Source organism: Flavobacterium psychrophilum DSM 3660 = ATCC 49418 (genome assembly GCF_002217405.1).
Lineage (GTDB): Bacteria > Bacteroidota > Bacteroidia > Flavobacteriales > Flavobacteriaceae > Flavobacterium > Flavobacterium psychrophilum.
In genome coordinates this window covers 19447-42868 of sequence record NZ_MUHE01000027.1, presented here as the reverse complement: position 1 = coordinate 42868, position 23422 = coordinate 19447, and the positions used below count along the sequence as shown (strand labels likewise).

Here is a 23422-nt window from a genome sequence, read left to right as displayed (position 1 = left end):
ATTATAATTTACAATTATCGTTGTATAAAAAACAAATTTAGCTTAAAACATTCAATAATTTATAATCAAAAAAAAGTAAAAAGTAGTAAGTTTTATTAAAGCTAAAAATTATTCGATCTTTAGCTTTAAATTATTAAATTTGCGGCAAATTAAAAACACAATTTGACTCTTTCTAACTAATACCAAGTATTTAAAAAAAAAATACGGTTACCACAAATTCCTATTTATGGGTCTTTAAAAAATTTGTACTAATGTGTATAATTCGTGGTTTAAACACAACTTGGTAAAAGTTATATATAGTCATAAAACACAATTAAACATGGACTTAATGGCAATGATGGGTAAAATGAAAGAAACCCAACAAAAAATAGAAGACACAAAAAAACGTTTAGACACCGTTCTCATACACGAGCAAAGTTCTGACGGATTACTTAAAGTAACTATAACGGCAAATAATGCGATAAAAAACATTTCTGTTAGCGACGCTTTACTTGAAGACAAAGAACAATTAGAAGATTATCTGGTAACTGTAATAAACAAAGCAATCGAGAAAGCTACAAGAGTAAACCTAACCGAACTTGATGCCGTTACAAAAGTAGATATGCCCATGATTCCAGGTATGGAAGATATGTTTAAATAAAAAAAATTACGAATTATAATATCTTATTATAATTCGTAATTTAACTACTAATGCGCTAAAAAACCCAAAAAGGCAACCACAAATTCCCGTTTTTTTCGAGTCTAAAAAAAATCGTGTAATAAAACAACTGAGTACAAGTTACACTTTTATCATTAGCAATTATATATTTATACTTTCAATCTAAAAAAAGTCTCCAATACATAACCGTGCATGACCTCACGGTAATCTAAATGAGTCACAATACGCATTTTTCCGTAGCCCATAGAGCTAATAGAAATTCCTTTTTCCCTTAGTTTTTCGATAATCACTTTCTCATCTAGATAAGTTTGAATAGAAAATATTATAATATTAGTCTCCACAGGTTCTATATGCGCTATCCAAGGTAAACTTTGCAAAACCTGTGCAATTTCTCTTGCCCTACGATGGTCATCTGCCAAACGCTCTATATGATTATCTAAAGCATAAATTCCCGCAGCAGCTAAATATCCTGCTTGTCGCATACCACCACCAAAAATTTTACGAATTCTAAGTGCTCTAGCAATAGTTTTCGCATCAGAAACCAAAACAGAACCAATTGGTGCACCCAACCCCTTAGACAAGCAAACCGAAATAGTATCAAACAAATCGCCAAACTGACTTGGCGATTGCCTCTTTGCAACCAAAGCATTCCATAATCTCGCACCATCCAGATGATATTTCAAATTATGATCGGCACAAACTTGCTTTATTTCCCGAAGCGGCTCTAAATCATAACAAGCCCCCCCCCCCTTATTAGTCGTATTCTCAATACTCACCAAACTAGTAAGTGGCGCATGATAAAAATCAGGATCATTTATGGCATTTTTAACCAAATTGGCCGTAATCATACCACGATTTCCATCTACAAGACTACAAGAAACCCCACTATTAAAAGAAGCCCCACCACCCTCATAATGATAAATATGCGACCACTTATCGCAAATAATCTGATCACCCGGATTAGTATGCAACTTTATAGCAGTCTGATTAGCCATAGTACCCGAAGGAAAAAACAAAGCCGCCTGCATACCAAACATCTTGGCAATTTTCCACTCTAAAGCAACAACCGTTGGGTCTTGCTTATACACATCATCACCCACTTTAGCACCAAACATAACACCTAACATCTCTTGCGTAGGCTTGGTAACAGTATCGCTAACTAAATTTATTTCCATATTTCGGATAAAATTCTTATTTTTACAAATCAATCAATCCTCTTTAGGAGCTATTCCCGCTATCCGTTACAATCTTTTCCTGGCTAAAGGAGCCAGAAAAAGGATTTTCACTACTATCGGGGCTAGAAAAGAAGCATTATTATTAATACAAAATTAAACAAATTTATGACAAATACCGAACAAATAAAAGGTATTGTGGAGCGCCTTGGTGCGTTAAGGAGGTATCTTTGACGTTGATGCAAAACTAATAGAAATTACAAACGAAGAAGAAAAAACCTTTGCCCCCAACTTTTGGAACAATGCAAAAGAAGCCCAAATCATTGTAAAAAACCTACGATCAAAAAAAAAATGGGTAGAAGATTACAACACCGCAGTCAAAATGACCGACGAATTGCAATTAGCCTACGATTTCTATAAAGAAGGAGAACTTTCCGAACAAGAATTAGACCAGCAATACGAAGCAACAAATACCCATATTGAAGGAATCGAATTAAAAAACATGCTCTCGGACGAAGGCGATGCCTTGAGTGCCGTTTTACAAATTACAGCAGGCGCAGGCGGAACAGAAAGTTGCGACTGGGCAGAAATGCTCATGCGTATGTATATAATGTGGGCCCAAAATCAAGGCTACAAAATAAAAGAACTCAATTTTCAAAAAGGAGATGCCGCAGGAATTAAAACCGTAACATTAGAAATTGAAGGCGATTATTCCTTCGGATACCTAAAAGGAGAAAACGGGGTACACAGATTGGTGCGAATCTCACCGTTCGATAGCAACGCAAAACGACACACCTCCTTCGCCTCAGTTTATGTATATCCGCTAGTAGACGACACAATAGAAATAGAAATAAATCCTGCCGATATCGAGATTATAACCGCCCGCTCCAGTGGCGCAGGTGGTCAGAACGTAAACAAAGTAGAAACAAAAGTTCAGCTCACACACAAGCCTACAGGAATTCAAATTCAGTGCTCAGAAACACGTTCGCAACACGACAACAGAAATAGAGCAATGCAAATGTTGCGTTCCCAATTATATGAAATAGAGCTCAAAAAACAACAAGAGCAACGCAACGATATCGAAGCTGGAAAAATGAAAATAGAATGGGGTTCGCAAATCCGAAACTATGTCATGCAACCATACAAATTAGTAAAAGATGTACGAACAGGTCACGAAACTAGCGATGTAGATAGTGTGATGAACGGAAATATAGATGCCTTCCTAAAAGCCTATTTAATGAAAATGGGCCAAAAAGAAGCCTAATCATTTAGCAAAATAAAAAAGTCAACTAAAAAATTTTATATGACAAATTACATAAAAAGATTTTATGACCAAGAAATCTGGAAACAAGTCGAACTAAAATCACCTTTTGCAGAAAAATACGAATTGCATGTTTCAAATCACGGAAACATCAAAAAAATTAATATCCTTAAAGGAACTAACTATAATATTACCCAAACATTAACACAAGGCTATCCATCAGTTCATTTTACAACAATCTTACCAATTCAAGAAAAAGATCAGGCTTATTTTACAATTATTAGAAACAGCATGAAGTTCCTAAAACTAGATATAGCATCTATGACAGAAGCAATAAATTTAGCCGAAAAACCAGATACTACCCTTGCCCAAAAAATTATAGAAACCCAAGAATTGCTCAAAACAATTAATACTAATTATATAAAAAATTACAAAAAAAGAGAACAAAAAAGAAAACGAAATTTTTCAGCTTTAATACACAGATTGGTTGCTATTTATTTTTTAGAACCTGCCCCTGAAGATAAAAATCTCGTTGCCCACATAGATTATGACAAACTAAACAACCATCACTCTAATTTAAAATGGATGACCAGAGAAGAAAGTAGTTTGCATCAAAGAAGCAGCCCATTTGTCATAAAAGCCAAGGAAAAAGTTTTAATTAATGGCGGACATAGAGGCAATACTAAACTTGATGAAAAACAAGTTATGATTCTTAAAAAACGTATAAACGAAGGCATACCACTAAGGGAATTAGCAAAACGCACTAAAGTTACAGAAACACAACTTTTAAGAATAAAAAGAGGCATCAATTGGGGTAAAGTTCCTGCTGCGCTATAATAACAAAAAAGGTCTGAAAATTCAGACCTTTTTTGTTATATACTATTGTGCTAAAAATATTAAAATCTGCTTTTGCAAAAGCATCAATAAAATTATTTTATATATTCTATTTGCTGAATTTCTTCTTCATTTACGCTGTCAAAAAAACCTTGAGCTTCCATCCATTCTTCATTAAAAACTTTACTCATATAACGAGAACCATGGTCTGGAAAAATAGCAATTATATTACTTTTTTCATCAAACTCACCTTCTTCGGCATATTGCTTTATTGCTTGCACTACCGCACCCGAAGTGTAACCTACGAAAAGACCCTCTACTTTTGCAATGTTTCTTGTCATGTGTGCACTTTCTTCATCGGTAACTTTAACAAACTTGTCTATCAAATCAAAATCAAGAGCCGACGGAATTAAGTTTTTACCCAAACCTTCTATTCTATAAGGATAAATTTCATCTTTATCAAACTCTTTGGTTTCGTGGTATTTTTTTATAACAGAACCATAAGCATCTACACCTAAAATTCTAATGTTTGGATTTTTTTCTTTTAAAAATTTTGCAATACCTGAAATTGTGCCTCCTGTTCCTGTGCAAGCAATTAGGTGTGTAATTTTTCCGTTTGTTTGCTCCCAAATTTCAGGCCCTGTAGATTTATAGTGTGCTTCAATATTTAAATGATTAAAATACTGATTAATATATACTGATCCTTTTATTTCTTCATGTAAACGTTTGGCTACACTATAATAAGAACGCTCATCATCAGCAGACACATGGGCTGGACAAACATATACTTTTGCTCCCATGCTACGCAACATATCTATCTTGTCTGCAGAGGATTTAGAACTTATTGCGAAAATACAATCATATCCTTTTATAATACTAACCATTGCTAAACTAAAACCTGTATTACCAGATGTAGTTTCGATAATAGTATCTCCAGGTTTTAATATTCCTTGTTTTTCGGCTTCTTCGATAATATATAACGCTATCCTGTCTTTCGTAGAATGTCCTGGATTAAATGCTTCCACTTTTGCGTAAAAATTACCTTTTAAGCCTTCGGTAATTTTATCTATTTTAATAAGTGGTGTATTTCCTATTAATTCTAAAACGTTATTATAAGCTTTTATATCTTCTTTCATATAATTATAAATCGAGGCATCATACATTTTTACATCTATACAACTGCATACTTTGCAAATTTATATAAAAAATATTTAATTTACCTTTTTATTCCTTCCAAATCTAACAAAAAACTAAATTCTTTTGCGACTTCCTTAAGAGATTCGAAGCGTCCCGATGCGCCACCGTGACCTGCATCCATATTTGTGTCAAGGTAAAGCAAATTATTGTCTGTTTTTAGTGTTCTTAATTTTGCTACCCATTTTGCTGGTTCCCAATATTGTACTTGCGAGTCGTGAAGTCCTGTGGTTACTAACATATTTGGATATTTTTGTGCTACAATATTGTCGTAAGGCGAATAAGATTTCATATAATCGTAATATTTTTTCTTGTTCGGATTTCCCCATTCGTCATATTCTCCTGTTGTTAACGGGATAGAATCGTCTAGCATTGTGGTAATTACATCTACAAAAGGAACTTGTGCTATGATACCGTTATACAATAGTGGTGCCATATTTATTACTGCGCCCATTAATAATCCTCCTGCAGAACCCCCTTCGGCATATAAATGCTTGGCTGATGTATATTTTTCTGAAATTAAATATTTTGAGCAATCTATAAAATCAGTAAATGTATTTTTCTTTTTTAATAATTTTCCGTCTTCATACCAAGGTCTTCCCAAATCTTCTCCGCCACGAATGTGCGCAATGGCAAAAATAAACCCACGGTCAAGAAGTGATAATCTGGTGGTCGAAAAGGTGCAATCCATCGAATATCCGTAAGATCCGTAAGCATATTGCAATAGCGGATTGTTGCCCTCGAGCTTCACTCCTACTTGATGAATTATCGAAATAGGAATTTTTGTTCCGTCATTGGCTGTAGCCCAAACTCTTTTTTCAATATAATTTTTTTTATCGAATTTGCCTCCTAAAACTTCTTGCTCTTTTTTAATATCTTTGGTTTTGGTTCTCATATTAAAATCGATAACCGACGATGGCGTGGTTAATGATTGATACCCATAACGAAGAATTTCGGTATCAAAATCGACATTAGCACCTGTTGCTGCCGAATAGGTTTCGCTATCGAAAGGTAAATAATATTCTCCTTTTCCGCTCCAGGGCATAATTCGTATTTTGTGCAAACCATTTTCTCGTTCTTCGACAACTAAATAGTCTTTAAAGATTTCGATATCTTCTAACAAAACGGCATCTCTATGGGCTATTACTTCGGTCCAATTTTCTTTCGATGTTGCTGTTTCTAAGGTTTTCATCAATTTAAAATTATCAGCTTCGTCTTTATTGGTCATAATATAAAAACTATCCCCGTAATGATTGATGCTGTATTCTAAACCACGAACTCGTTTTTGAAACATTCTAAATTTTCCGTCAGGATTATCGGCTTCTAGAATCTGATATTCTGTTGTTAGCGTACTTCCAGACTCTATTGCTAGGTATTTTTTAGATTTAGATTTGGCAATATCTACATTATAAGTTTCGTCTTTTTCGAAATATACCAAAACATCTTCAGAGGAATTTGAACCTAATTTGTGTTTAAAAATTTTGTCAGAACGTAAGGTAACAGAGTCTTGTGTTGAATAAAAAATAGTAAAATTGTCATTTGCCCAAACTGCCGATCCTGATGTGTTTTCTATCTTATCGGATAAAATTTTGTTTGTTTCTAAGTTTTTTATCTCAATAGTATAAATGCGTCGTCCTACAAGATCTGAACTAAAAATTGCCCATTTGTTATCTGGACTCACGCTTAATCCGCCCAATTGAAAATAAGTTTGCCCTTTGGCCATTTCGTTACAATCGAACAATATTTCTTCTTTAGCTTCTAAATTTCCTTTTTTACGAGAATATATTGGATAATTTTGTCCTTTTTCGAAACGAGTAATATAGTAATAACCGTTGTATAAGTAAGGAACTGATTGGTCATCTTCTTTAATTCTAGATTTCATTTCTTCGAATAATTCCGTTTGAAATGCCTTTGTATGGGCTGTCATTTCGTTATAATATTCGTTTTCTTTGTTCAAATAATCAATAACTTCTGGGTTTTCACGATCGTTAAGCCAATAATAATTGTCTATGCGAATATCTTTGTGTTTTTCTAAAGTATGTGGTTTTATAGTTGCTAAAGGCGCTATTATTTTTTCAGACATTTTAAATTGAGTTTGATTACAAAAATAAGGTAGAAATACTTTTTTTTTACCACAAATTTGCGAATTTATATATTTTAAATTTCGAAGCTATTTGTATTGATGAATTATTTTTACAAAATATCTAAACTTCCTTTTCCTTCACGAATAACTTCTGGTTCATGACCAGATAAATCGATAATAGTAGAACCAACATTATCGCCATAACCACCATCTATAACCAAATCGACAAGGTTTTGCCATTTTTCGAAAATAAGTTCAGGATCGGTGGTATATTCTATCACCTCATCATCATCATGAATGGAAGTAGAAACGATAGGATTTCCTAACATTTTTACGATTTCTAATGCAATATTGTTGTCTGGAACACGAATTCCTACTGTCGTTTTCTTTTTAAATTCTTTAGGTAAATTATTATTTCCAGGTAAAATAAAAGTATAAGGTCCGGGCAAAGCTCGTTTTAAGATTTTAAACGTAGCCGTATCTATTTGTTTTACGTAATCGGAAATATTGCTCAAATCATGACAAACAAAGGAGAAATTGGCTTTTTCTAGTTTAATGCCTTTTATTTTTGCAATGCGCTCTAAAGCTTTGGTATTGGTAATATCGCAACCCAAACCATACACGGTATCGGTTGGATAAATAATGAGACCACCATTTTTTAGTACATCCACTACTTTTTTGATAGCCGCTTCGTTGGGATTGTCTGGATATATTTTGATGAATTGACTCATATTTTTTTTTAGTTTATTACAGTAAAATTAAACCATTAGCAAAGATACTTTATTTTAAAATTCTATTTAAAAAAATTATGAAGTATGAACATCTTATTTTTTTTAAAACATTCTAAGAGGAACGCTATCTTTTGAGAATTTAATAATTACATTCGTAATTCAAAATAATTAAAATATTTTATGCAAACAGAAGCTATTTTTGATGATATTGCTAGTAGAATTATAGAGGAAATTTGTAAAGCAAACAAATCAATTTATATTGCTGTAGCTTGGTTTACAAATAAATCCATCTTTGAACAACTTCTGATAAAATCTAAAAATGGATGTACTATTCAAATCATTATTTCAAATGATAAAATAAATGAAAACTCCTCTATCGATTTTGAATTGTTAGAAAAATCAAATGGCAAAGTATATAAAATCGGAAATGGCGATACTGAATTAATGCACAACAAGTTTTGTGTAATAGATTACAATACAGTTATCACAGGCTCATATAATTGGAGTTATAAAGCTGAAAGTAATTTTGAAAACATCGTTATTAACTCAAATGATACTTCTCTAGCAGAACAATTTGTTAAAGAGTTTAATCAAATTAAAAGAAAATATTATCCTAATGAAACCGATACTGAGATCGATTTTCCATTAGATAAAATAATAAAACGTCTTGAAATCATTAAGAATTTTATCCTACTTGAAGATATTGACGATGTAAAAAAAACAACTCAAAAACTTATTGAATATAAATTTAATAATGATATTAATGATATTATAGAAGCCATTAATAGAAAAGAATTTGCAACTGCAATTTCTATAATTCAAAAATTCATTCTTACTTATCAGCAACTTGCTATTTGGAATGATCCAGAAATTGCAGGAATTAGATTAGAAATCAAATTATTAGAAAGCCAAATCAATGCTTTTGATAATGAGAAGATAGAATTAGAAAAAGTTTTGTCTGATTTTCAGCACCAACATACTTTAGAATTGGGAAGTTTAATTTTAGAAGTTTTGAAACTTCGTAAAATTAAATACAAAAATCATAAAAAAGAAGCCGAAGCTGAGGAAGATTATAACAATTATAGTGACCAATTTGAGACTGAAAAAGAGAAGCATCAGTTTGAACTAAATGAAGAAGAAAAACTAGAATTAAAAAAGAATTTTAGAAAAGCCACTACACTTTGTCACCCAGATAAAGTAAGCGAAGAGCAAAAAGCCGAAGCCGAATTGATTTTTATTGCACTTAAAAAAGCGTATGACGAACATGATATTGAAAAAGTAAACCAAATTCTTAATGATTTACAAACAGGAAAATCTTTTGTCTCACAAACGGATAGCATAAATGAAAAAGAAAAATTGATTTTTGCATTACACAAACTAAAGCAAAAATTAAAACAATTAGAAAAAGACATCATCACACTAAAAGAAAGCGAAACCTTTGCAACGATAAATAATATAACCAATTGGGATATTTATTTTAAAGAAACCAAAACCCAATTGGAGCAAGAATTACAAAATTTAACACTCGAACTTGTAAGCTAAATTATGGAAGACCAAAACAAATTAATACCTATTAACCAAAATAATTTAGTACAAAAAGTAAACACAAGTATTTCTATAACTAATAAACTAATTGCAGAAAACAATAGGCAATTGGTGATGGAGATTTTTGAGAGGAATCCAAAATTATTTGTTGATTTAGTTTCTGCCAATTATAATTTAAATGATGAATTAGTAGATTTAAATATTGATAAATTAGATTGGTATTGGATTAGTTTTAATAATCCACTCACGATTGATTTTATATCAAAATATGAAAAATACTTAAAATGGGGTAAAAATGGTTTTGATACTGAAAATTGGTTTTTTATTTTAGAACGAAATTCTATAATAAAATGGGATTTTGAGATTTTGGAAAAATTTAAAGAAAAATTAGTTTGGAAAATCTTAAGCAATAACGAATCATTGCCTTGGTCTATGGAGCTTATTGACAAGTTTTATGATTTATGGGATTGGAAAGAATTAAGTAAAAATATAAAAATACCTTGGTCAAAAGTACTTATTGATAGATACTTGAATAAATGGGATTGGGATACTTTGAGCTCTAATGAAAGTTTACCTTTTACACCTTCCTTTTTTCAAAGTTATAGAGATCTTTGGAATGCTAATAATTTATTTAGGAACAAATTTTTTCCATGTACAGAGGAATATCTTGAATACATTTTTAGAAATAAAATAGATTTATTTAGGTTTTTAAGTAATAATATCCATTTAAATTGGTCATTTGATTTGATTGAAAAATATAAAAATTTTTTGAATTGGGATTTATTCAGTCAAAATGAAAAAATCAACTGGACTGATGAATTATTAAAGAAATATGAAGAATTTTTGAATTGGTATGTATTAAGTCATGATTCCAAAAATTTGCTTTCTTGGTCAGATAAATTATTAGAAAAATTTATAAATAAATGGAGTTGGGATGATTTAAGTTTGAATAAAAATCTACCTTGGTCAATTGAACTATTTAAAAAATATGAAGACAAATGGAATATTAATTATTTAGCTAGAAATCCTAGCATGCCATGGTCAATTAAACTACTTCATAAATATTCTGAAAAAATTGAATTTTGTGAATATACTATGTTTTGGGATGTATTAAAACCATTTATAGATGATGCTTTAATTAATGAAGTTCTTGAAAATATTATAAACAATGAAAATAAATCATAAATGGATATAGCAGGTAAATTAACAATAAAGGATTGGAAAGAATTAGCAGTCAGATTAAAAAATGAAGAAGATGAAAATTGGGGTTTAGCCTTTCATTTTTTTGAAGAAAGAATTAGAACTCGTTATCTTAATCCGATTAATGCTATTTTGAATATGGATTTGAAAACTGGTGAGGGTTTCGCAGTTGTCAATTTGCAGTGTTCACTTATTGAAACTATTGAAAGTTTTATTAATGGTTGGATATTTAGTACTAATCCATATGGTTGGTTTAAAAATGAAATTGCTTTAGGTAAAAATGATAAAGCACTCAATAATCAAGAAATTTTTAAATCATTTTTTGATAAAAGAAACCCTTTTATAGAATTAAATATTAGAGGTGATGAGTTTTTTAAATATGTTAGATGTGGACTTTTACACGAAACACAAACAAAAAATGGTTGGAAAATTAGAGCATACGGAGTTGATAAATCAATAGATTCTAAAATAATTTATAGAGATATTTTTCAAAAGGATATTGAAACTGTAATTGAAAACTACAAGAATTTAATACTAAAAAATGATAAAATTACATCTGTAGAATTAAGAGAAAATTTTATTGCAAAATTCAATCATATTTGTAAAGTGTCATAAATATAAAATCATGCAAACAACAGCAATCCTTGGTTGGGGTTCATTATTATGGGATCCAAGAAATTTAAACTATGTTACAGAAATTGGTTGGCTGGAAGACGGTCCTATTTTACCAATAGAATTTGCAAGAATTTCTAAAGATGGTAGACTAACATTAGTCATTACAGAAAAGGGAACTTATGTAAAAACTTATTTTGCAATGTCTAATAATATAGAGACAAATGAAGCGATAAAGAATTTATCTGAAAGAGAAGGTTCTGAAAATATTGGATTTTATATAAAAGAAACTAACACTTTTTTCCCCGAAGATTTTAAACACAAACAAGCCATTTTAGATTGGATTGAGAATTATGGAATGACTGCCGTAATATGGACAAATCTTGGAGAAAATTGGAAAATTAAAAATGAAAAAGGCGAAATTATTAGAAATATTCAACCTGATAATAGAATTGAATATTTAAAAGAATTAAAAGAAAATACAAGCGTTTTAGCAGAAGAATATATTCGAAGAACACCAATTCAAATACAAACAAATTTCAGAAAATTAATTGAAGAAGAGTTAAATTGGACACCAATCACTTTAGAAATAAATACATGGGTTGAAGAAAAAAATGAATTGGATAATAATTTAACTTTTTCTAAAATGGCTGGAACTGGAGAACTCAATTGTTTAGATTGCAAACATTCAGAAGTAGTTTTATCCAATTCAAGATTTAGCAATGGATTTCAATGTCAATCTTGTGGTAAGTTTCATAGTTTTCAAAGAAATACTAAACCTGCAACTTGTGATTGTGGTGGGAAATTTGAACAAAATAAAAATGTATTTTGTTCAAATTGTAAATCTTATAATATTACATATAAATTAAGGTTTTTAAGTTAATTTTTTTGAATGCATCCACTTCGCTTGGATATTTGCTAAACTTCTCGTGAACGATATAACGGATTTGCAATCTAGAATAAATACAAAAAAGAGAAATGCACTTTAAACTTCAAAAGTCTTTTTTCTATTATCTAATAACTTTTTTTACCCCATTACATCTAACTTTGCAAAACGCAACAATAATTTTTTAATTCCGCCTACTTCAAATTTAATTTCGGCTTTTTTGTCGGCACCAACGCCTTCTAGGTTTAAGATTTCTCCTTTTCCGAAACGTTCGTGCATGACTATATTTCCTGCAACGAGTTTGTTGTCAAATAAATTAGGGCTGCTAGATCCTGCGTTATTCGAAAGAGGTTTTAGCTTGCGAATATTTGTATCTAATTTGGGTTCGTTGTTTGCAATATATTTGGGTGGCGTACCTGTTATAGGTTTTGCTAATCGTAATTTCGATTTATCTACGTCACCAAAAATATCATGATCTATTTGTGGTTTGTACCTATAATTTGTTTCGGGCGGTGTGATATACTCTAAATATTCGCCATTTATTTCTTCGATAAATCGTGATGGTTCGCTATCTGTAAGTTTTCCCCAGCGGTAACGAGATTGTGCGTAGGTTAAATACGCTTGGTGTTCTGCTCGGGTTAAGGCTACATAAAACAATCGGCGTTCTTCTTCGAGTTCGCTTCTGGTGCTCATACTCATGGCGCTTGGAAACAAATCTTCTTCCATACCTACAACAAAAACCGTGGGAAATTCTAAACCTTTTGCAAGGTGAATGGTCATTAGAGCAACACGATCATCATCGGAGGTGTCTTTGTCTAGATCGGTAGCTAGTGCCACATCTTCTAAAAATTCGGATAATGCACCACGAGCACCATCTACTTCTACTTGGCCATCGGTAAAATCCTTAATTCCGTTTAGTAATTCTTCTATATTTTCAATTCGGGCAATACCCTCTGGCGTGCCATCTTTTTTGAGTTCTTGAATATATCCTGTTTTTTTGGCTACATGATCGGCAAGGTAAAAAGCATCTTGAGTTTCATTAATAGCCTGAAAACTTTTTATCATTGTTACAAAATCTTGTAATTTTGCTTTGGTTCCAGAATTTAATTTTAAATCTATTTTATCAATAACTTGCATTACCTCAAAAATTGAACGCTTGTAATGATTGGCTGCAATGGTTAGTTTTTCGATGGTCGTATCTCCTATTCCTCGTGCTGGATAATTAATAACACGAATGAGTGCTTCTTCGTCTTTTGGATTAATAACCAACCGCAAATAACACAAAACATCTTTTATTTCTTTTCTCTGATAGAAGGATAATCCGCCATAAATTCTGTAAGGAATGTCACGTTTTCTTAAAGCGTCTTCCATAGCACGAGATTGTGCATTGGTACGATACAAGATAGCAAACTGACCGTTTGTCATTTGGTTGGTCATTTTTTGTGTCCAGATTTCTCCTGCTACAAAACGACCTTCATCATTGTCGGTTACGCTTCGGTTTACTTTTATTTTTTGACCAAAATCGTTGGCTGTCCAGACGACTTTGTCGAGTTTTGTTTTATTTTTATCGATAACAGAATTCGCTGCTTCGACAATATTTTTTGACGAACGATAATTTTGTTCCAATCGAAACATTTTTACGTTTTCGTAATCTTTTTGAAAATTTAAAATATTGTTAATGTTGGCTCCACGAAAACCATAAATACTTTGGGCATCGTCGCCCACGACACAAATATTTTGAAATCTATCGGACAAGGCACGAACAATTAAATACTGTGAGTGGTTTGTATCTTGGTACTCATCGACTAAAATGTATCGGAAACGATCCTGATATTTCAGGAGAACTTCAGGGAATCGTGTGAGTAATTCGTTGGTTTTTAGCAACAAATCATCAAAATCCATGGCACCTGCTTTAAAACACCTTTCTACATATTGCTGATAAATTTCGCCCAAGCGGGGTTTTTTTGCCATCGCATCAGATTCTTGCAATTCTGGATTATTAAAATAGGCTTTTACCGTGACTAAACTATTTTTGTAAGATGATATTTTACTAAAGACTTGTTTTGGCTTGTAAATATCTTTGTCTAATTGCATTTCTTTGATGATCGCTCCTAGCAATCGTACGGAATCTTGTGCATCATAAATGGTAAAATTTGAAGGGTAACCCAATTTATCTGCCTCCGAACGAAGAATTCGAGCAAAAACGGAGTGAAAAGTTCCCATCCAGAGGTTTTTAGCTTCGGCATTTCCTACAATATCTGCAATACGTTTTTTCATTTCACGTGCTGCTTTATTGGTAAATGTGAGTGCAAGAATATTAAAAGCATCAACATTTTGACTCATTAAATTAGCTATTCTTACTGTAAGTACACGTGTTTTTCCTGAGCCTGCTCCAGCAATAACAATCATTGGTCCGTCTTTTTGTAAAACAGGGGCTTGTTGTGCTTCGTTAAGTTGGCTGATGTATTTTTGCATAATATTTAAAATGGCGAAGGTTGTAAGTTACTTAGTTTCTAAGATTTTCTCAAGAAGAACAAAAATACGCTTAGAAAAGTTGTATTACAATTATTTTTTTAAGTTTATTTGCAAAAGAATATCAATTTTACTTATTAAAAATAAATAACAATATCAATAAAAATGGATAACTCAAAAATTTTCGAAATACTTGCTTACACATTACCTTCATTAATTACAGGAGCAGTAGCTTATTATTTGTTTAATGCTCATTTTAAAGACCAGCAAAACACACGCCGCTGGTTGCTACAAAAAGAAAACCAAAAAGATTCATTGCCTTTGCGTTTGCAAGCTTACGAGCGTATGGCCTTATTTTTAGAACGTATTAATCCGTCTAATTTATTAATAAGAATTACGCCTTTTTCTTCGGATAAATACCAATATGAAAACTTAATTATCGAACATATTAACCAAGAATATGAGCATAATATTACCCAACAAATTTATTTAACTGACGAATGTTGGACTATCATACAAACAGCAAAAAATACAACAATACAAAACATTCGCAAAACTAATATGAGCGACAAAGTAGATTCTGCTAACAAATTGCGTGAATCTATTTTAAGTGATTTACTAGACAGCCAATCTCCAAGTACAATTGCTTTGTCTTTTTTGAAAGATGAAGTAGGACAAATTATTTAGTTGGCGGTAATTTTCTGAGCTACCGTAAACAGATTAACAACATTAGACAAAACTGAATGGAAAATATTTTTAGAATTAAAAGCACCTATGTCATAGTTAGCTTTTTTTTATGTTTTACAAGTTGTAACGGACAAAACAAGTATAACATTGGAGTTATTCCTAATATTGGCAAGTTTGAAAAGATGACACAAAATGAAATTCGTATTGACACACTAAAACTTAAGGCACATAATAGAAGTTTACAAAGTATGTTAGACGGAACAGCTTTTATAAAAGGCATTTCAGAAAAAGACAAACAAGAATCTATTGAATATGAAAATATCAAAGATCAAAGATATAAAGACAATAGAAGTAGATATGATATGAATTTATTCATCAACGATAAAAAAGACAATAAGTATTTAGAGGGAGTTGATACTTTAACAACAGAATGCAGTTGTTATTTGAGTGGCGATACCATAAGAGTTAAAATGGGAATTTGGGTTTTTGGTGGCTTTTCATTTTCAATCGATTTAACCAAAAATAAATTTAAGAGTACTTATTGGGAAGATACTCATGAGCAACCAATTTATAAAGGCGACTTAAGAAACAGCAGTTTAGTAGATAACATACTTGTAGAAAATCAAGAGCAATCTCTTATTTTAGATAAACAACCAACTTTTTTAATTGATGATAACATTTTGGGTTATTTAACATTTAAAACAAAAAACTATTACAGAGAAAAAAATTACGGAAGAATTGGGGCAGAAGAAGATGATAATAGGGGAAAGTATATGGACACTCTAAATCTGGCAGGTTCCTTATATTTTAAGTGTAAAGTGAGAAAAAAAACAATTGGTGATGAATAAAAACTACCGCCAACCGCAGTTTCTCGCAAGTGGGGTAAAAGGCATAATTTAATGTTTGTTTTGTATTTGCAAACATTAGTAATAACCCGAAAGTTAAGGCATACTTAACCCCACCTGACGAGAAGCTGCCAAACGTTATCAGAAAAATAAGTGAATTAGAATTCTCTATTAACAAACAGAAACATTAATTATTTACGAAAAAATAAAGGTATTTTATAAAAAAACAATCAATATTTAGATTAAAATTTGTATTTTTGAAATAATTTTAACAAAAAACAAGGCAACCCTATTTTAAAACACAACAGAAGCTTCTAATAACAAAATAACTAGACCAATACTTACAACTAGCCAATTCCTTATAATTGGAAATAAAATAAAATCTTAAATTTAAAAAGGCTATTTGTTATACAATTAAACGATTAAAACATATATAATACTAATAAAAAAATGAAATTTTCTGAAGCCCACATAGAACTGCTAGCCAAAGATCATTACGGATTATTCGTTTCAGCGAAAATGTTAAATGGTTATGATGAGTTAAATTATCTTTTAACAGATATAAATAACAAACAATTTATCCTCAAAGTATCCGACGAAAATCAGCCTTTTCTTTTTTTAGATGCTCAAGTAAAAATAATTAAACATTTATCGAACAGTAGTATATCGAATAATTTTCAACAATTTTGCATCAATAATCAAGGAGATGAGTTGACTGCCGTCGAAAATGAAGGTAAAAAGTATTATTTGCGTATTCTTAGTTTTTTAGAAGGTGACTTTTGGGTAGATAAATTAGAAAAATCAAATATCTTATACTCACAATTGGGTCACTTTTTGGGAACTATGGATAAATCGCTACAAGATTTTTCTCATACAGCAATGCATCGTCAATATACGTGGGACATTAGCAGAGCGAGTGATGCCAATGATAGATTAAAATATATAAAAAATCATGAAAAAAGAAGAATAGCAAGTTATTTTCTCTTGCAATTTGATACCGAAGTTCTTCCTAAAATACATACCTTACGTCATGCATACATTCACAACGATGCCAATGATTACAATGTATTGGTTGATGATAATACGGTTACAGGATTAATTGATTTTGGAGATATGGTGTACACCGCCCTAATTAATAACCTTGCCATAGCCTGCACCTATGCTATGCTATCGCATGAGGATCCGCTCTCTGCAGCTACATTAATAGTTAAAGGATATCATGAATCTTATGCCCTTACTACTCAAGAATTAGATGTCTTGTATTATTTAATTGCTGGAAGACTTTGCATCAGCGTAACACAATCGGCATTTAACGGGTCGTTAGATACAAATAACGATCATCATTTTATTACCGAAAAACCAGCTTGGGATTTATTATACAAACTCATTAAAATTAACCCAATTAAAGCCCAAGATAATTTTAGAAAAACCTGTGGATTTGAAGGCGTTATTAGCAATGATAATTATTCCGATTTATTAGAAAAACGTCATAAATACTTAGGCAAAAATCTAAGTATTGGATACAAAGAAAACCTAAAAATTGTAAAAGGAGCACTTCAGTATTTATATGATGACAAAGGAAAAACATACATAGATTGTGTTAACAATCCATCACATGTAGGGCATTGCCATCCGGTGGTTGTGCGTAGCATGCAAAAACAAATTGCAACCCTTAACACGAACACAAGATACTTAAATAACACTATTTTAGAATATGCCGAAAAACTAACCGCTACATTACCTCCCCAATTGTGCGTTTGCTATTTTGTAAACTCAGGAAGTGAAGCAAATGATTTGGCAATACGCATGAGCCGCCATTTTACCAAACAAAAAGATATTATTGTACTAGACCATGCCTACCACGGAACCTCGACAGTAGCCATGGAAATGAGTCCCTATAAATTTGACAGCAAAGGCGGTTCTGGAAAAATGCCTTGGATACACAAGGCAACGAACCCAGATCTTTACAGAGGAGAGTTTAAATATGGAGATGAAAATGCAGGCCAAAAATATGCCGCCGATGTGCAACGAATTATAGAAAATCTAGATAAAGAAAATAAAGCTCCCGCAGTTTTTATTTGCGAAACACTATTGGGGGTTGGCGGTCAAATGCCATTACCTAAAAATTATTTAAAGACTGTTTATAATCAGGTACGAAAAGCAGGCGGTGTTTGTATAGCCGATGAAGTACAAGTAGGTTTCGGAAGAGTTGGCGATGCTTTTTGGGGTTTCGAACTTCAAGATGTTATTCCAGATATTGTAGTATTAGGAAAACCAATTGGTAACGGACACCCATTAGCAGCAGTAATTGTAACTAACGAAATTGCTGATGCTTTTAATAATGGATTGGAATATTTTAACACCTTTGGAGGTAATCCAGTATCTATGGCCGCTGGTTTAGCAGTATTAAATGTTATTCAAGAGGAAGAAATGCAAGCGCATGCAAAAGAAGTAGGAAATTACTTAATAGATGGCTTAAATACATTAATGCAAAAACACACTATTATAAGTGATGTTCGAGGACATGGCTTATTTATTGGTGCCGAAATGGTAAAAGACAGGACAACAATGGAGCCTGCAATTACTGAAATTGACATTGTTGTAGAAAAAATGAAAGAAAAAGGCTATCTCTTAAGTACAGATGGACCTCTACATAACGTATTAAAAATAAAACCCCCTATGCCTTTTAGCAAACAAAATGCAACCGAAATGGTGCAGTTATTAGATGTTATATTAAGTGAGTTGAAAATTTAGCTAATAACTTTAGGGTTTACTTGAAATGTTTATTTTGAGGTCGGTATTTAATTTCATAAATTTAAAGTTAATAAAAACGGCATCGAAAGGAAATTATCAAAAGTCAAAATCTCATAGAGTTGTCTTATCGGTTCATAATACGAACGTTACACATTCTTTTAGAAGAATGTTTCAACATACGAATAGACTTTCTGCCATACGTGTATTATTGGTTCAGTATTTATTTAAATAATTTATCATAAATAAAGGAATAAAATCTATCAAATCATTAATTTTTATCAAAACGTTATTTTCTGAAATATCTAAATCATATAACGAAGAATATTTGCTAAATTGTATTTATTTCGGTTCTACTAATATATAAAAGCCAATATAATTACAACTAAATATATCAAAAAAGGAGTAGAAAACCTAAGCTTTCTACTCCTTTTGTTTATTAATTTATTCGAAAAAAGAATTATTTTACTTCTTCAAATTCTACATCTTGAACATCATCTCCTTGCGTTTCAGCTTGTGGCTGTGCTGCTTGACCTTGTTCTCCTTGAGCGTACATTGCTTCTGTAGCTGTTTTCCAAGCTGCATTTACATTGTCTAAACCTTTTTGAATTGCTTCTAAATCTTGAGATTGGTGTGCCATTCTCAATTCTGTCAAGGCATATTCGATTGCAGTTTTGTGCTCGTCAGTGATTTTATCTCCTAATTCTTTCAATTGCGTTTCAGTTTGGAAAATTAAACTGTCTGCTTCATTGATTTTTTCTACTCTTTCTCTAGCGATTTTGTCGGCTCCAGCATTTGCTTCAGCGTCTTTTTTCATTCTTTCGATTTCTTCAGAAGTTAATCCAGAAGAAGCTTCGATACGAATATCGTGAGATTTACCAGTTCCTTTGTCTGTTGCAGAAACTTTGATGATACCATTGGCATCAATATCAAAAGCTACTTCAATTTGCGGAACACCTCTTGGTGCTGGTGGAATACCATCTAGGTTGAAACGACCAATCGTTTTATTATCAACAGCCATAGCTCTTGCACCTTGAAGAACGTGAAGTTCAACAGTTGGTTGAGAATCTGCAGCAGTAGAGAAAATTTGTGATTTTTTAGTTGGAATAGTTGTGTTAGATTCAATTAAGATTGTCATCACTCCACCCATAGTTTCGATACCTAAAGATAAAGGTGTAACGTCTAATAACAATACATCTTTTACATCTCCAGAAAGAACGCCACCTTGAATAGCTGCTCCAATAGCAACAACTTCATCAGGGTTAACTCCTTTAGAGGCTTTTTTACCAAAGAATTTCTCCACTTCGTCAGCAATTCTTGGCATTCTTGTAGAACCACCCACAAGGATAACTTCGTCGATATCTTTTACAGTTAAACCTGCATCTTTTAATGCTTTAGCAACTGGTTCCATAGAACGTTTTACTAAAGTATCAGACAATTGCTCAAATTTAGCTCTTGTTAATTTTTTAACTAAGTGTTTTGGTCCAGAAGCAGTAGCGGTAACGTAAGGCAAGTTAATTTCTGTTTCAGCAGAAGATGACAACTCGATTTTAGCTTTTTCAGCAGCTTCTTTAATTCTTTGTAATGACATTGGGTCAAGACGCAAGTCAATTCCTTCTTCAGCTTTAAACTCATCTGCCAACCAGTCTATGATTGTTTGGTCAAAATCATCTCCACCTAAGTGTGTATCTCCATTTGTAGACAATACTTCAAACACACCATCTCCTAATTCTAGGATAGAAATATCGAAAGTACCTCCACCTAAATCGTAAACTGCGATTTTTTGATCGATACCTTTTTTGTCTAATCCGTAAGCTAATGCCGCAGCAGTAGGCTCATTTATAATTCTCATTACTTTAAGACCTGCAATTTCTCCAGCTTCTTTTGTAGCTTGACGTTGTGCATCGTTAAAGTAAGCAGGAACAGTAATAACTGCTTCTGTAACTGTTTGACCTAAATAGTCTTCAGCTGTTTTTTTCATTTTTTGAAGTGTCATAGCTGACAATTCTTGTGCAGTATATAAACGACCATCAATATCCACACGTGGTGTATTGTTATCTCCTTTTACTACTGAATATGGAACTCTTTTTGCTTCGTCTGTAGTTTCAGAAAAAGAATGCCCCATAAAACGTTTAATAGAAGCAACCGTTTTAGTTGGGTTTGTAACCGCTTGTCTTTTAGCAGGATCTCCTACTTTAATTTCTCCACCTTCTACAAACGCAATGATAGATGGTGTTGTTCTTTTACCTTCAGCATTAGGAATTACTACTGCTTCTTGTCCTTCCATTACAGATACACAAGAGTTGGTTGTACCTAAATCGATTCCGATAATCTTTCCCATTTTTATTATATTTAATTATTGTGTAATTCGTTTTTTATAACTTGAATTGATATAGTCAAGTTTTGTGCCAATAAAATAGTGTCTATATAATTGTCAGTTTTATAAATAATTGGCGCAAAACGATATGACAAGATGACATTAAGCATCTAAAAAAAGCCACTAGGATATTTCTTAGCTGCTTTTTTTATAGTTGTGTGTTTTATTAAAATTTCCTAATTTTCTAATCTTATCATATAGAGTGTTTATTTTTTGTTGTTTTTTTATTTTCAATATGTTGAAAATTATTAATGACACTGCGTTTTCTAGTTTCTATTCGCTCGTGTCCCAAATGTGTGTTTTAGCTGTTATTTTTCAGGAACGAAATTAAAGAAGGAATTGAAAGTGGAGTCGCTGAAAATTTTAATCTAAAAAAAGCATCTTGAATCATTAAAAGCGGAAAAAATAAATGTTTAAATATTTTCTGTCTAATAAAGCTGTAAATGAGCCACTATAGGTTCAAATTGCATGGTTTTTTATTTTGAATTTGAATTTATCGACCTAAAACCTATTATGATTACTGTTAAATATATTAAAAAAGGAGTAGAAAAACCTAAGATTTCTACTCCTTTTTTAATATATTTATCTAAAAAAAGACTTTTTTAGTGCCTTTTAAAACGGTTTAGTTTTTAATCTAAAACAAAAGTAACCTGTACATTTGCAGATATTTCTATTTCTCCAATGGCTAATGTTTCTCTTGGTACAGATACGTCCTCGAACATTGCTCTCTTTACATCTTTATACATTGGTTGCGGATAAAATACTTGTGAGTTGTCTGAAATTATTAATGCTTTTCCTATTTTTTGGTTTAAAACCGAAACATAATCTAATGCTTTTTGTTTTGCATTTAAGATAGCTTTTTTTCTAGCTTCGGCTTCATATATTTCTATTTTTGATGATTTAAACTCGACACCGTGTATATTTGTTACGCCAGTTTCGGTAATTCCCATCATAAACTCATTATATTTTGTTAAATCCTTTAATGTAACGGTAACGGTTTGGCTAGCTAGAAAATTGTATTTCTTTTTTTCGTAATCATAATTCTTATTCAAGCTTACATTTGTGGTCTGAAAATCGGTAGAAGGGATATTGTTGCTTTTTATGAATTTCAGGATTTTATTTATAATAATATCATTTGCTTTTTTTACCTCAACAGCTTCTTTACCTGAATTTTCGACACCAAGAGATATAATTCCTTGGTCTGGGATTGCTTTAATTTTTCCTTCTCCAGAAACTGTTATTTGAGGAATTTGATTCATTTTTTGATCTTGTGCGTATGTCATCACGGTAAAAAATGTTATTAATGTTACTACTAAATTTTTCATATTTATTTTTTTTTAATTAATATTAAGTAAACAAATGACGTGCCAAACTATAATTTCCCCATTTTTGTTAGGACAAATAATAAAATTATAGGCAAAGCTAGCAAAATGACCATATTTGTGTTTTCTGTTAGCATTATAGGTTCTTTGCAAATGGTGATTAAATAACCTGCTATTGCTCCACCAAAATGTGCTGTGTGGCCAATATTATCATTTTTAGCTTTCATTCCGTAAATAGAATATAACAAATAACCTATTCCAAAGATATAGGCAGGAATTGGTATTGGAATAAAATATAGATACAAACTCATCTCTGGTTGTAACAAGATGGCAGAATATAAAATTCCTGTAACCGCTCCCGATGCTCCAATGGCTCTGTAACCATAATCATTTTTATGAAAATATAAAGTAAGTAAACTTCCTGCAAATAAACTACTTAAATAAATTACTAAGAAAAAAATGTTTCCTAAATTATTTATGACAATGGGGGCAAACATAAATAAGGTAAACATATTAAAAAATAAATGCCCCCAATCTGCGTGAAGAAATGCCGATGAAAACATTCTGCTTTGTTCTCCTGCACGAATACTACCAATATGGAATTCGTTTTTTCTAAAAAAAGAAATATCGGTAAAACCTTTGTAGCTAAAAATTAAATTAGATGCTATTATAAGTATCAAAAAAATATTCATATCTATAAATTTAAAAAGTAAATGTACTAAAAAAGTATTATAGTATTAAAGTATTAAAACCCAAAGCTTGTTTGCGTTTTAATACTTTAATACTTTTAAG

At 31.7% G+C, this 23422-nt stretch carries 18 protein-coding genes; 10 read left to right on the top strand and 8 right to left on the bottom strand.

The genetic code is table 11. The features are described 5' to 3' along the window. Window positions 1–319 precede the first annotated feature (319 nt). The gene (locus B0A57_RS07660; protein ID WP_011963031.1) at window positions 320–640 is read left to right on the top strand and encodes a YbaB/EbfC family nucleoid-associated protein; all 321 of its coding nucleotides are present in this window, start codon (window positions 320–322) and stop codon (window positions 638–640) included. Window positions 641–807: 167 nt separating this feature from the next. Here B0A57_RS07660 and B0A57_RS07655 read toward each other — a convergent pair whose 3' ends face one another. After that, window positions 808–1833, bottom strand: coding sequence for a threonine aldolase family protein (locus B0A57_RS07655; protein ID WP_034098087.1), 1026 nt, complete (start codon window positions 1831–1833; stop codon window positions 808–810). A 165-nt stretch (window positions 1834–1998) separates the two neighbouring features. Here B0A57_RS07655 and prfB point away from each other — a divergent pair. Both prfB and B0A57_RS07645 read left to right on the top strand, forming a co-directional pair. Further along, window positions 1999–3094, top strand: a protein-coding gene (gene prfB / locus B0A57_RS07650) for a peptide chain release factor 2 (protein ID WP_117386928.1) whose coding sequence is annotated in 2 segments (ribosomal slippage) — window positions 1999–2061 and window positions 2063–3094 — 1095 coding nt in all. Because the reading frame shifts where the segments join, the coding sequence is not laid out codon by codon here. A gap of 39 nt (window positions 3095–3133) precedes the next feature. After that, the gene (locus tag B0A57_RS07645) at window positions 3134–3928 is read left to right on the top strand and encodes an HNH endonuclease (RefSeq protein ID WP_011963028.1); all 795 of its coding nucleotides are present in this window, start codon (window positions 3134–3136) and stop codon (window positions 3926–3928) included. 92 nt (window positions 3929–4020) lie between these two features. Here the strand turns inward: B0A57_RS07645 and B0A57_RS07640 are convergent, their stop codons facing one another. The 3 genes from B0A57_RS07640 to B0A57_RS07630 all read right to left on the bottom strand — a co-directional run bounded on the left by B0A57_RS07640 (window position 4021) and on the right by B0A57_RS07630 (window position 7933). After that, window positions 4021–5061, bottom strand: coding sequence for a PLP-dependent cysteine synthase family protein (locus B0A57_RS07640; RefSeq protein WP_034098105.1), 1041 nt, complete (start codon window positions 5059–5061; stop codon window positions 4021–4023). An 80-nt stretch (window positions 5062–5141) separates the two neighbouring features. Continuing rightward, complete coding sequence (locus B0A57_RS07635; RefSeq protein ID WP_011963026.1) at window positions 5142–7202, bottom strand: S9 family peptidase; 2061 nt, start codon at window positions 7200–7202, stop codon at window positions 5142–5144. Window positions 7203–7312: 110 nt separating this feature from the next. Next, window positions 7313–7933 (bottom strand): L-threonylcarbamoyladenylate synthase, encoded by a 621-nt coding sequence (locus tag B0A57_RS07630; RefSeq protein ID WP_011963025.1) that lies wholly within the window; start codon window positions 7931–7933, stop codon window positions 7313–7315. Between the two features lie 180 nt (window positions 7934–8113). On the opposite strand from B0A57_RS07630, the gene B0A57_RS07625 reads away from it, so the two are divergent. The 4 genes from B0A57_RS07625 to B0A57_RS07610 are packed head-to-tail and all read left to right on the top strand — an operon-like array spanning window position 8114 to window position 12173. Then, window positions 8114–9475: a phospholipase D-like domain-containing protein gene (locus B0A57_RS07625; RefSeq protein WP_038466414.1), complete on the top strand. Its 1362-nt coding sequence runs from the start codon at window positions 8114–8116 to the stop codon at window positions 9473–9475. 3 nt (window positions 9476–9478) lie between these two features. Then, window positions 9479–10663, top strand: a complete 1185-nt coding sequence (locus B0A57_RS07620; RefSeq protein ID WP_038466411.1) for a hypothetical protein — start codon at window positions 9479–9481, stop codon at window positions 10661–10663. Further along, complete coding sequence (locus B0A57_RS07615) at window positions 10664–11293, top strand: hypothetical protein (protein WP_038466408.1); 630 nt, start codon at window positions 10664–10666, stop codon at window positions 11291–11293. Window positions 11294–11303: 10 nt separating this feature from the next. Next, the gene (locus tag B0A57_RS07610; RefSeq protein ID WP_052079095.1) at window positions 11304–12173 is read left to right on the top strand and encodes a hypothetical protein; all 870 of its coding nucleotides are present in this window, start codon (window positions 11304–11306) and stop codon (window positions 12171–12173) included. Window positions 12174–12317: 144 nt separating this feature from the next. Here B0A57_RS07610 and B0A57_RS07605 read toward each other — a convergent pair whose 3' ends face one another. After that, a complete protein-coding gene (locus tag B0A57_RS07605) occupies window positions 12318–14651 on the bottom strand; it encodes an ATP-dependent helicase (protein ID WP_011963024.1) in 2334 nt (777 codons plus the stop codon). 162 nt (window positions 14652–14813) lie between these two features. On the opposite strand from B0A57_RS07605, the gene B0A57_RS07600 reads away from it, so the two are divergent. The 3 genes from B0A57_RS07600 (at window position 14814) to B0A57_RS07590 (ending at window position 18934) form a co-directional block, all read left to right on the top strand. Then, complete coding sequence (locus tag B0A57_RS07600; RefSeq protein ID WP_038466405.1) at window positions 14814–15335, top strand: DUF7935 family protein; 522 nt, start codon at window positions 14814–14816, stop codon at window positions 15333–15335. Between the two features lie 56 nt (window positions 15336–15391). Next, on the top strand, window positions 15392–16183 hold the full coding sequence (locus B0A57_RS07595; RefSeq protein ID WP_038466402.1) for a hypothetical protein: 792 nt from the start codon (window positions 15392–15394) through the stop codon (window positions 16181–16183). 447 nt (window positions 16184–16630) lie between these two features. Then, a complete protein-coding gene (locus tag B0A57_RS07590; protein WP_038466399.1) occupies window positions 16631–18934 on the top strand; it encodes an aminotransferase class III-fold pyridoxal phosphate-dependent enzyme in 2304 nt (767 codons plus the stop codon). 457 nt (window positions 18935–19391) lie between these two features. Here the strand turns inward: B0A57_RS07590 and dnaK are convergent, their stop codons facing one another. The 3 genes from dnaK to B0A57_RS07575 all read right to left on the bottom strand — a co-directional run bounded on the left by dnaK (window position 19392) and on the right by B0A57_RS07575 (window position 23322). Continuing rightward, window positions 19392–21272 carry a molecular chaperone DnaK gene (gene dnaK / locus B0A57_RS07585; protein WP_011963020.1) on the bottom strand — a complete coding sequence of 627 codons (1881 nt, stop codon included), beginning with the start codon at window positions 21270–21272 and terminating at the stop codon, window positions 19392–19394. 665 nt (window positions 21273–21937) lie between these two features. Then, window positions 21938–22633 carry an SIMPL domain-containing protein gene (locus B0A57_RS07580; RefSeq protein WP_011963019.1) on the bottom strand — a complete coding sequence of 232 codons (696 nt, stop codon included), beginning with the start codon at window positions 22631–22633 and terminating at the stop codon, window positions 21938–21940. Window positions 22634–22680: 47 nt separating this feature from the next. Then, window positions 22681–23322, bottom strand: a complete 642-nt coding sequence (locus tag B0A57_RS07575) for a rhomboid family intramembrane serine protease (RefSeq protein WP_011963018.1) — start codon at window positions 23320–23322, stop codon at window positions 22681–22683. Between the last annotated feature and the right edge of the window lie 100 nt (window positions 23323–23422).

Excerpts from the sequence above, each read along its gene's own strand:
- B0A57_RS07660 (WP_011963031.1), top strand. The coding sequence starts at position 320 with ATGGACTTAATGGCAATGATGGGTAAAATGAAAGAAACCCAACAAAAA.
- B0A57_RS07655 (WP_034098087.1), bottom strand. The coding sequence starts at position 1,833 with ATGGAAATAAATTTAGTTAGCGATACTGTTACCAAGCCTACGCAAGAG.
- B0A57_RS07645 (WP_011963028.1), top strand. The coding sequence starts at position 3,134 with ATGACAAATTACATAAAAAGATTTTATGACCAAGAAATCTGGAAACAA.
- B0A57_RS07640 (WP_034098105.1), bottom strand. The coding sequence starts at position 5,061 with ATGAAAGAAGATATAAAAGCTTATAATAACGTTTTAGAATTAATAGGA.
- B0A57_RS07635 (WP_011963026.1), bottom strand. The coding sequence starts at position 7,202 with ATGTCTGAAAAAATAATAGCGCCTTTAGCAACTATAAAACCACATACT.
- B0A57_RS07630 (WP_011963025.1), bottom strand. The coding sequence starts at position 7,933 with ATGAGTCAATTCATCAAAATATATCCAGACAATCCCAACGAAGCGGCT.
- B0A57_RS07625 (WP_038466414.1), top strand. The coding sequence starts at position 8,114 with ATGCAAACAGAAGCTATTTTTGATGATATTGCTAGTAGAATTATAGAG.
- B0A57_RS07620 (WP_038466411.1), top strand. The coding sequence starts at position 9,479 with ATGGAAGACCAAAACAAATTAATACCTATTAACCAAAATAATTTAGTA.
- B0A57_RS07615 (WP_038466408.1), top strand. The coding sequence starts at position 10,664 with ATGGATATAGCAGGTAAATTAACAATAAAGGATTGGAAAGAATTAGCA.
- B0A57_RS07610 (WP_052079095.1), top strand. The coding sequence starts at position 11,304 with ATGCAAACAACAGCAATCCTTGGTTGGGGTTCATTATTATGGGATCCA.
- B0A57_RS07605 (WP_011963024.1), bottom strand. The coding sequence starts at position 14,651 with ATGCAAAAATACATCAGCCAACTTAACGAAGCACAACAAGCCCCTGTT.
- B0A57_RS07600 (WP_038466405.1), top strand. The coding sequence starts at position 14,814 with ATGGATAACTCAAAAATTTTCGAAATACTTGCTTACACATTACCTTCA.
- B0A57_RS07595 (WP_038466402.1), top strand. The coding sequence starts at position 15,392 with ATGGAAAATATTTTTAGAATTAAAAGCACCTATGTCATAGTTAGCTTT.
- B0A57_RS07590 (WP_038466399.1), top strand. The coding sequence starts at position 16,631 with ATGAAATTTTCTGAAGCCCACATAGAACTGCTAGCCAAAGATCATTAC.
- dnaK (WP_011963020.1), bottom strand. The coding sequence starts at position 21,272 with ATGGGAAAGATTATCGGAATCGATTTAGGTACAACCAACTCTTGTGTA.
- B0A57_RS07580 (WP_011963019.1), bottom strand. The coding sequence starts at position 22,633 with ATGAAAAATTTAGTAGTAACATTAATAACATTTTTTACCGTGATGACA.
- B0A57_RS07575 (WP_011963018.1), bottom strand. The coding sequence starts at position 23,322 with ATGAATATTTTTTTGATACTTATAATAGCATCTAATTTAATTTTTAGC.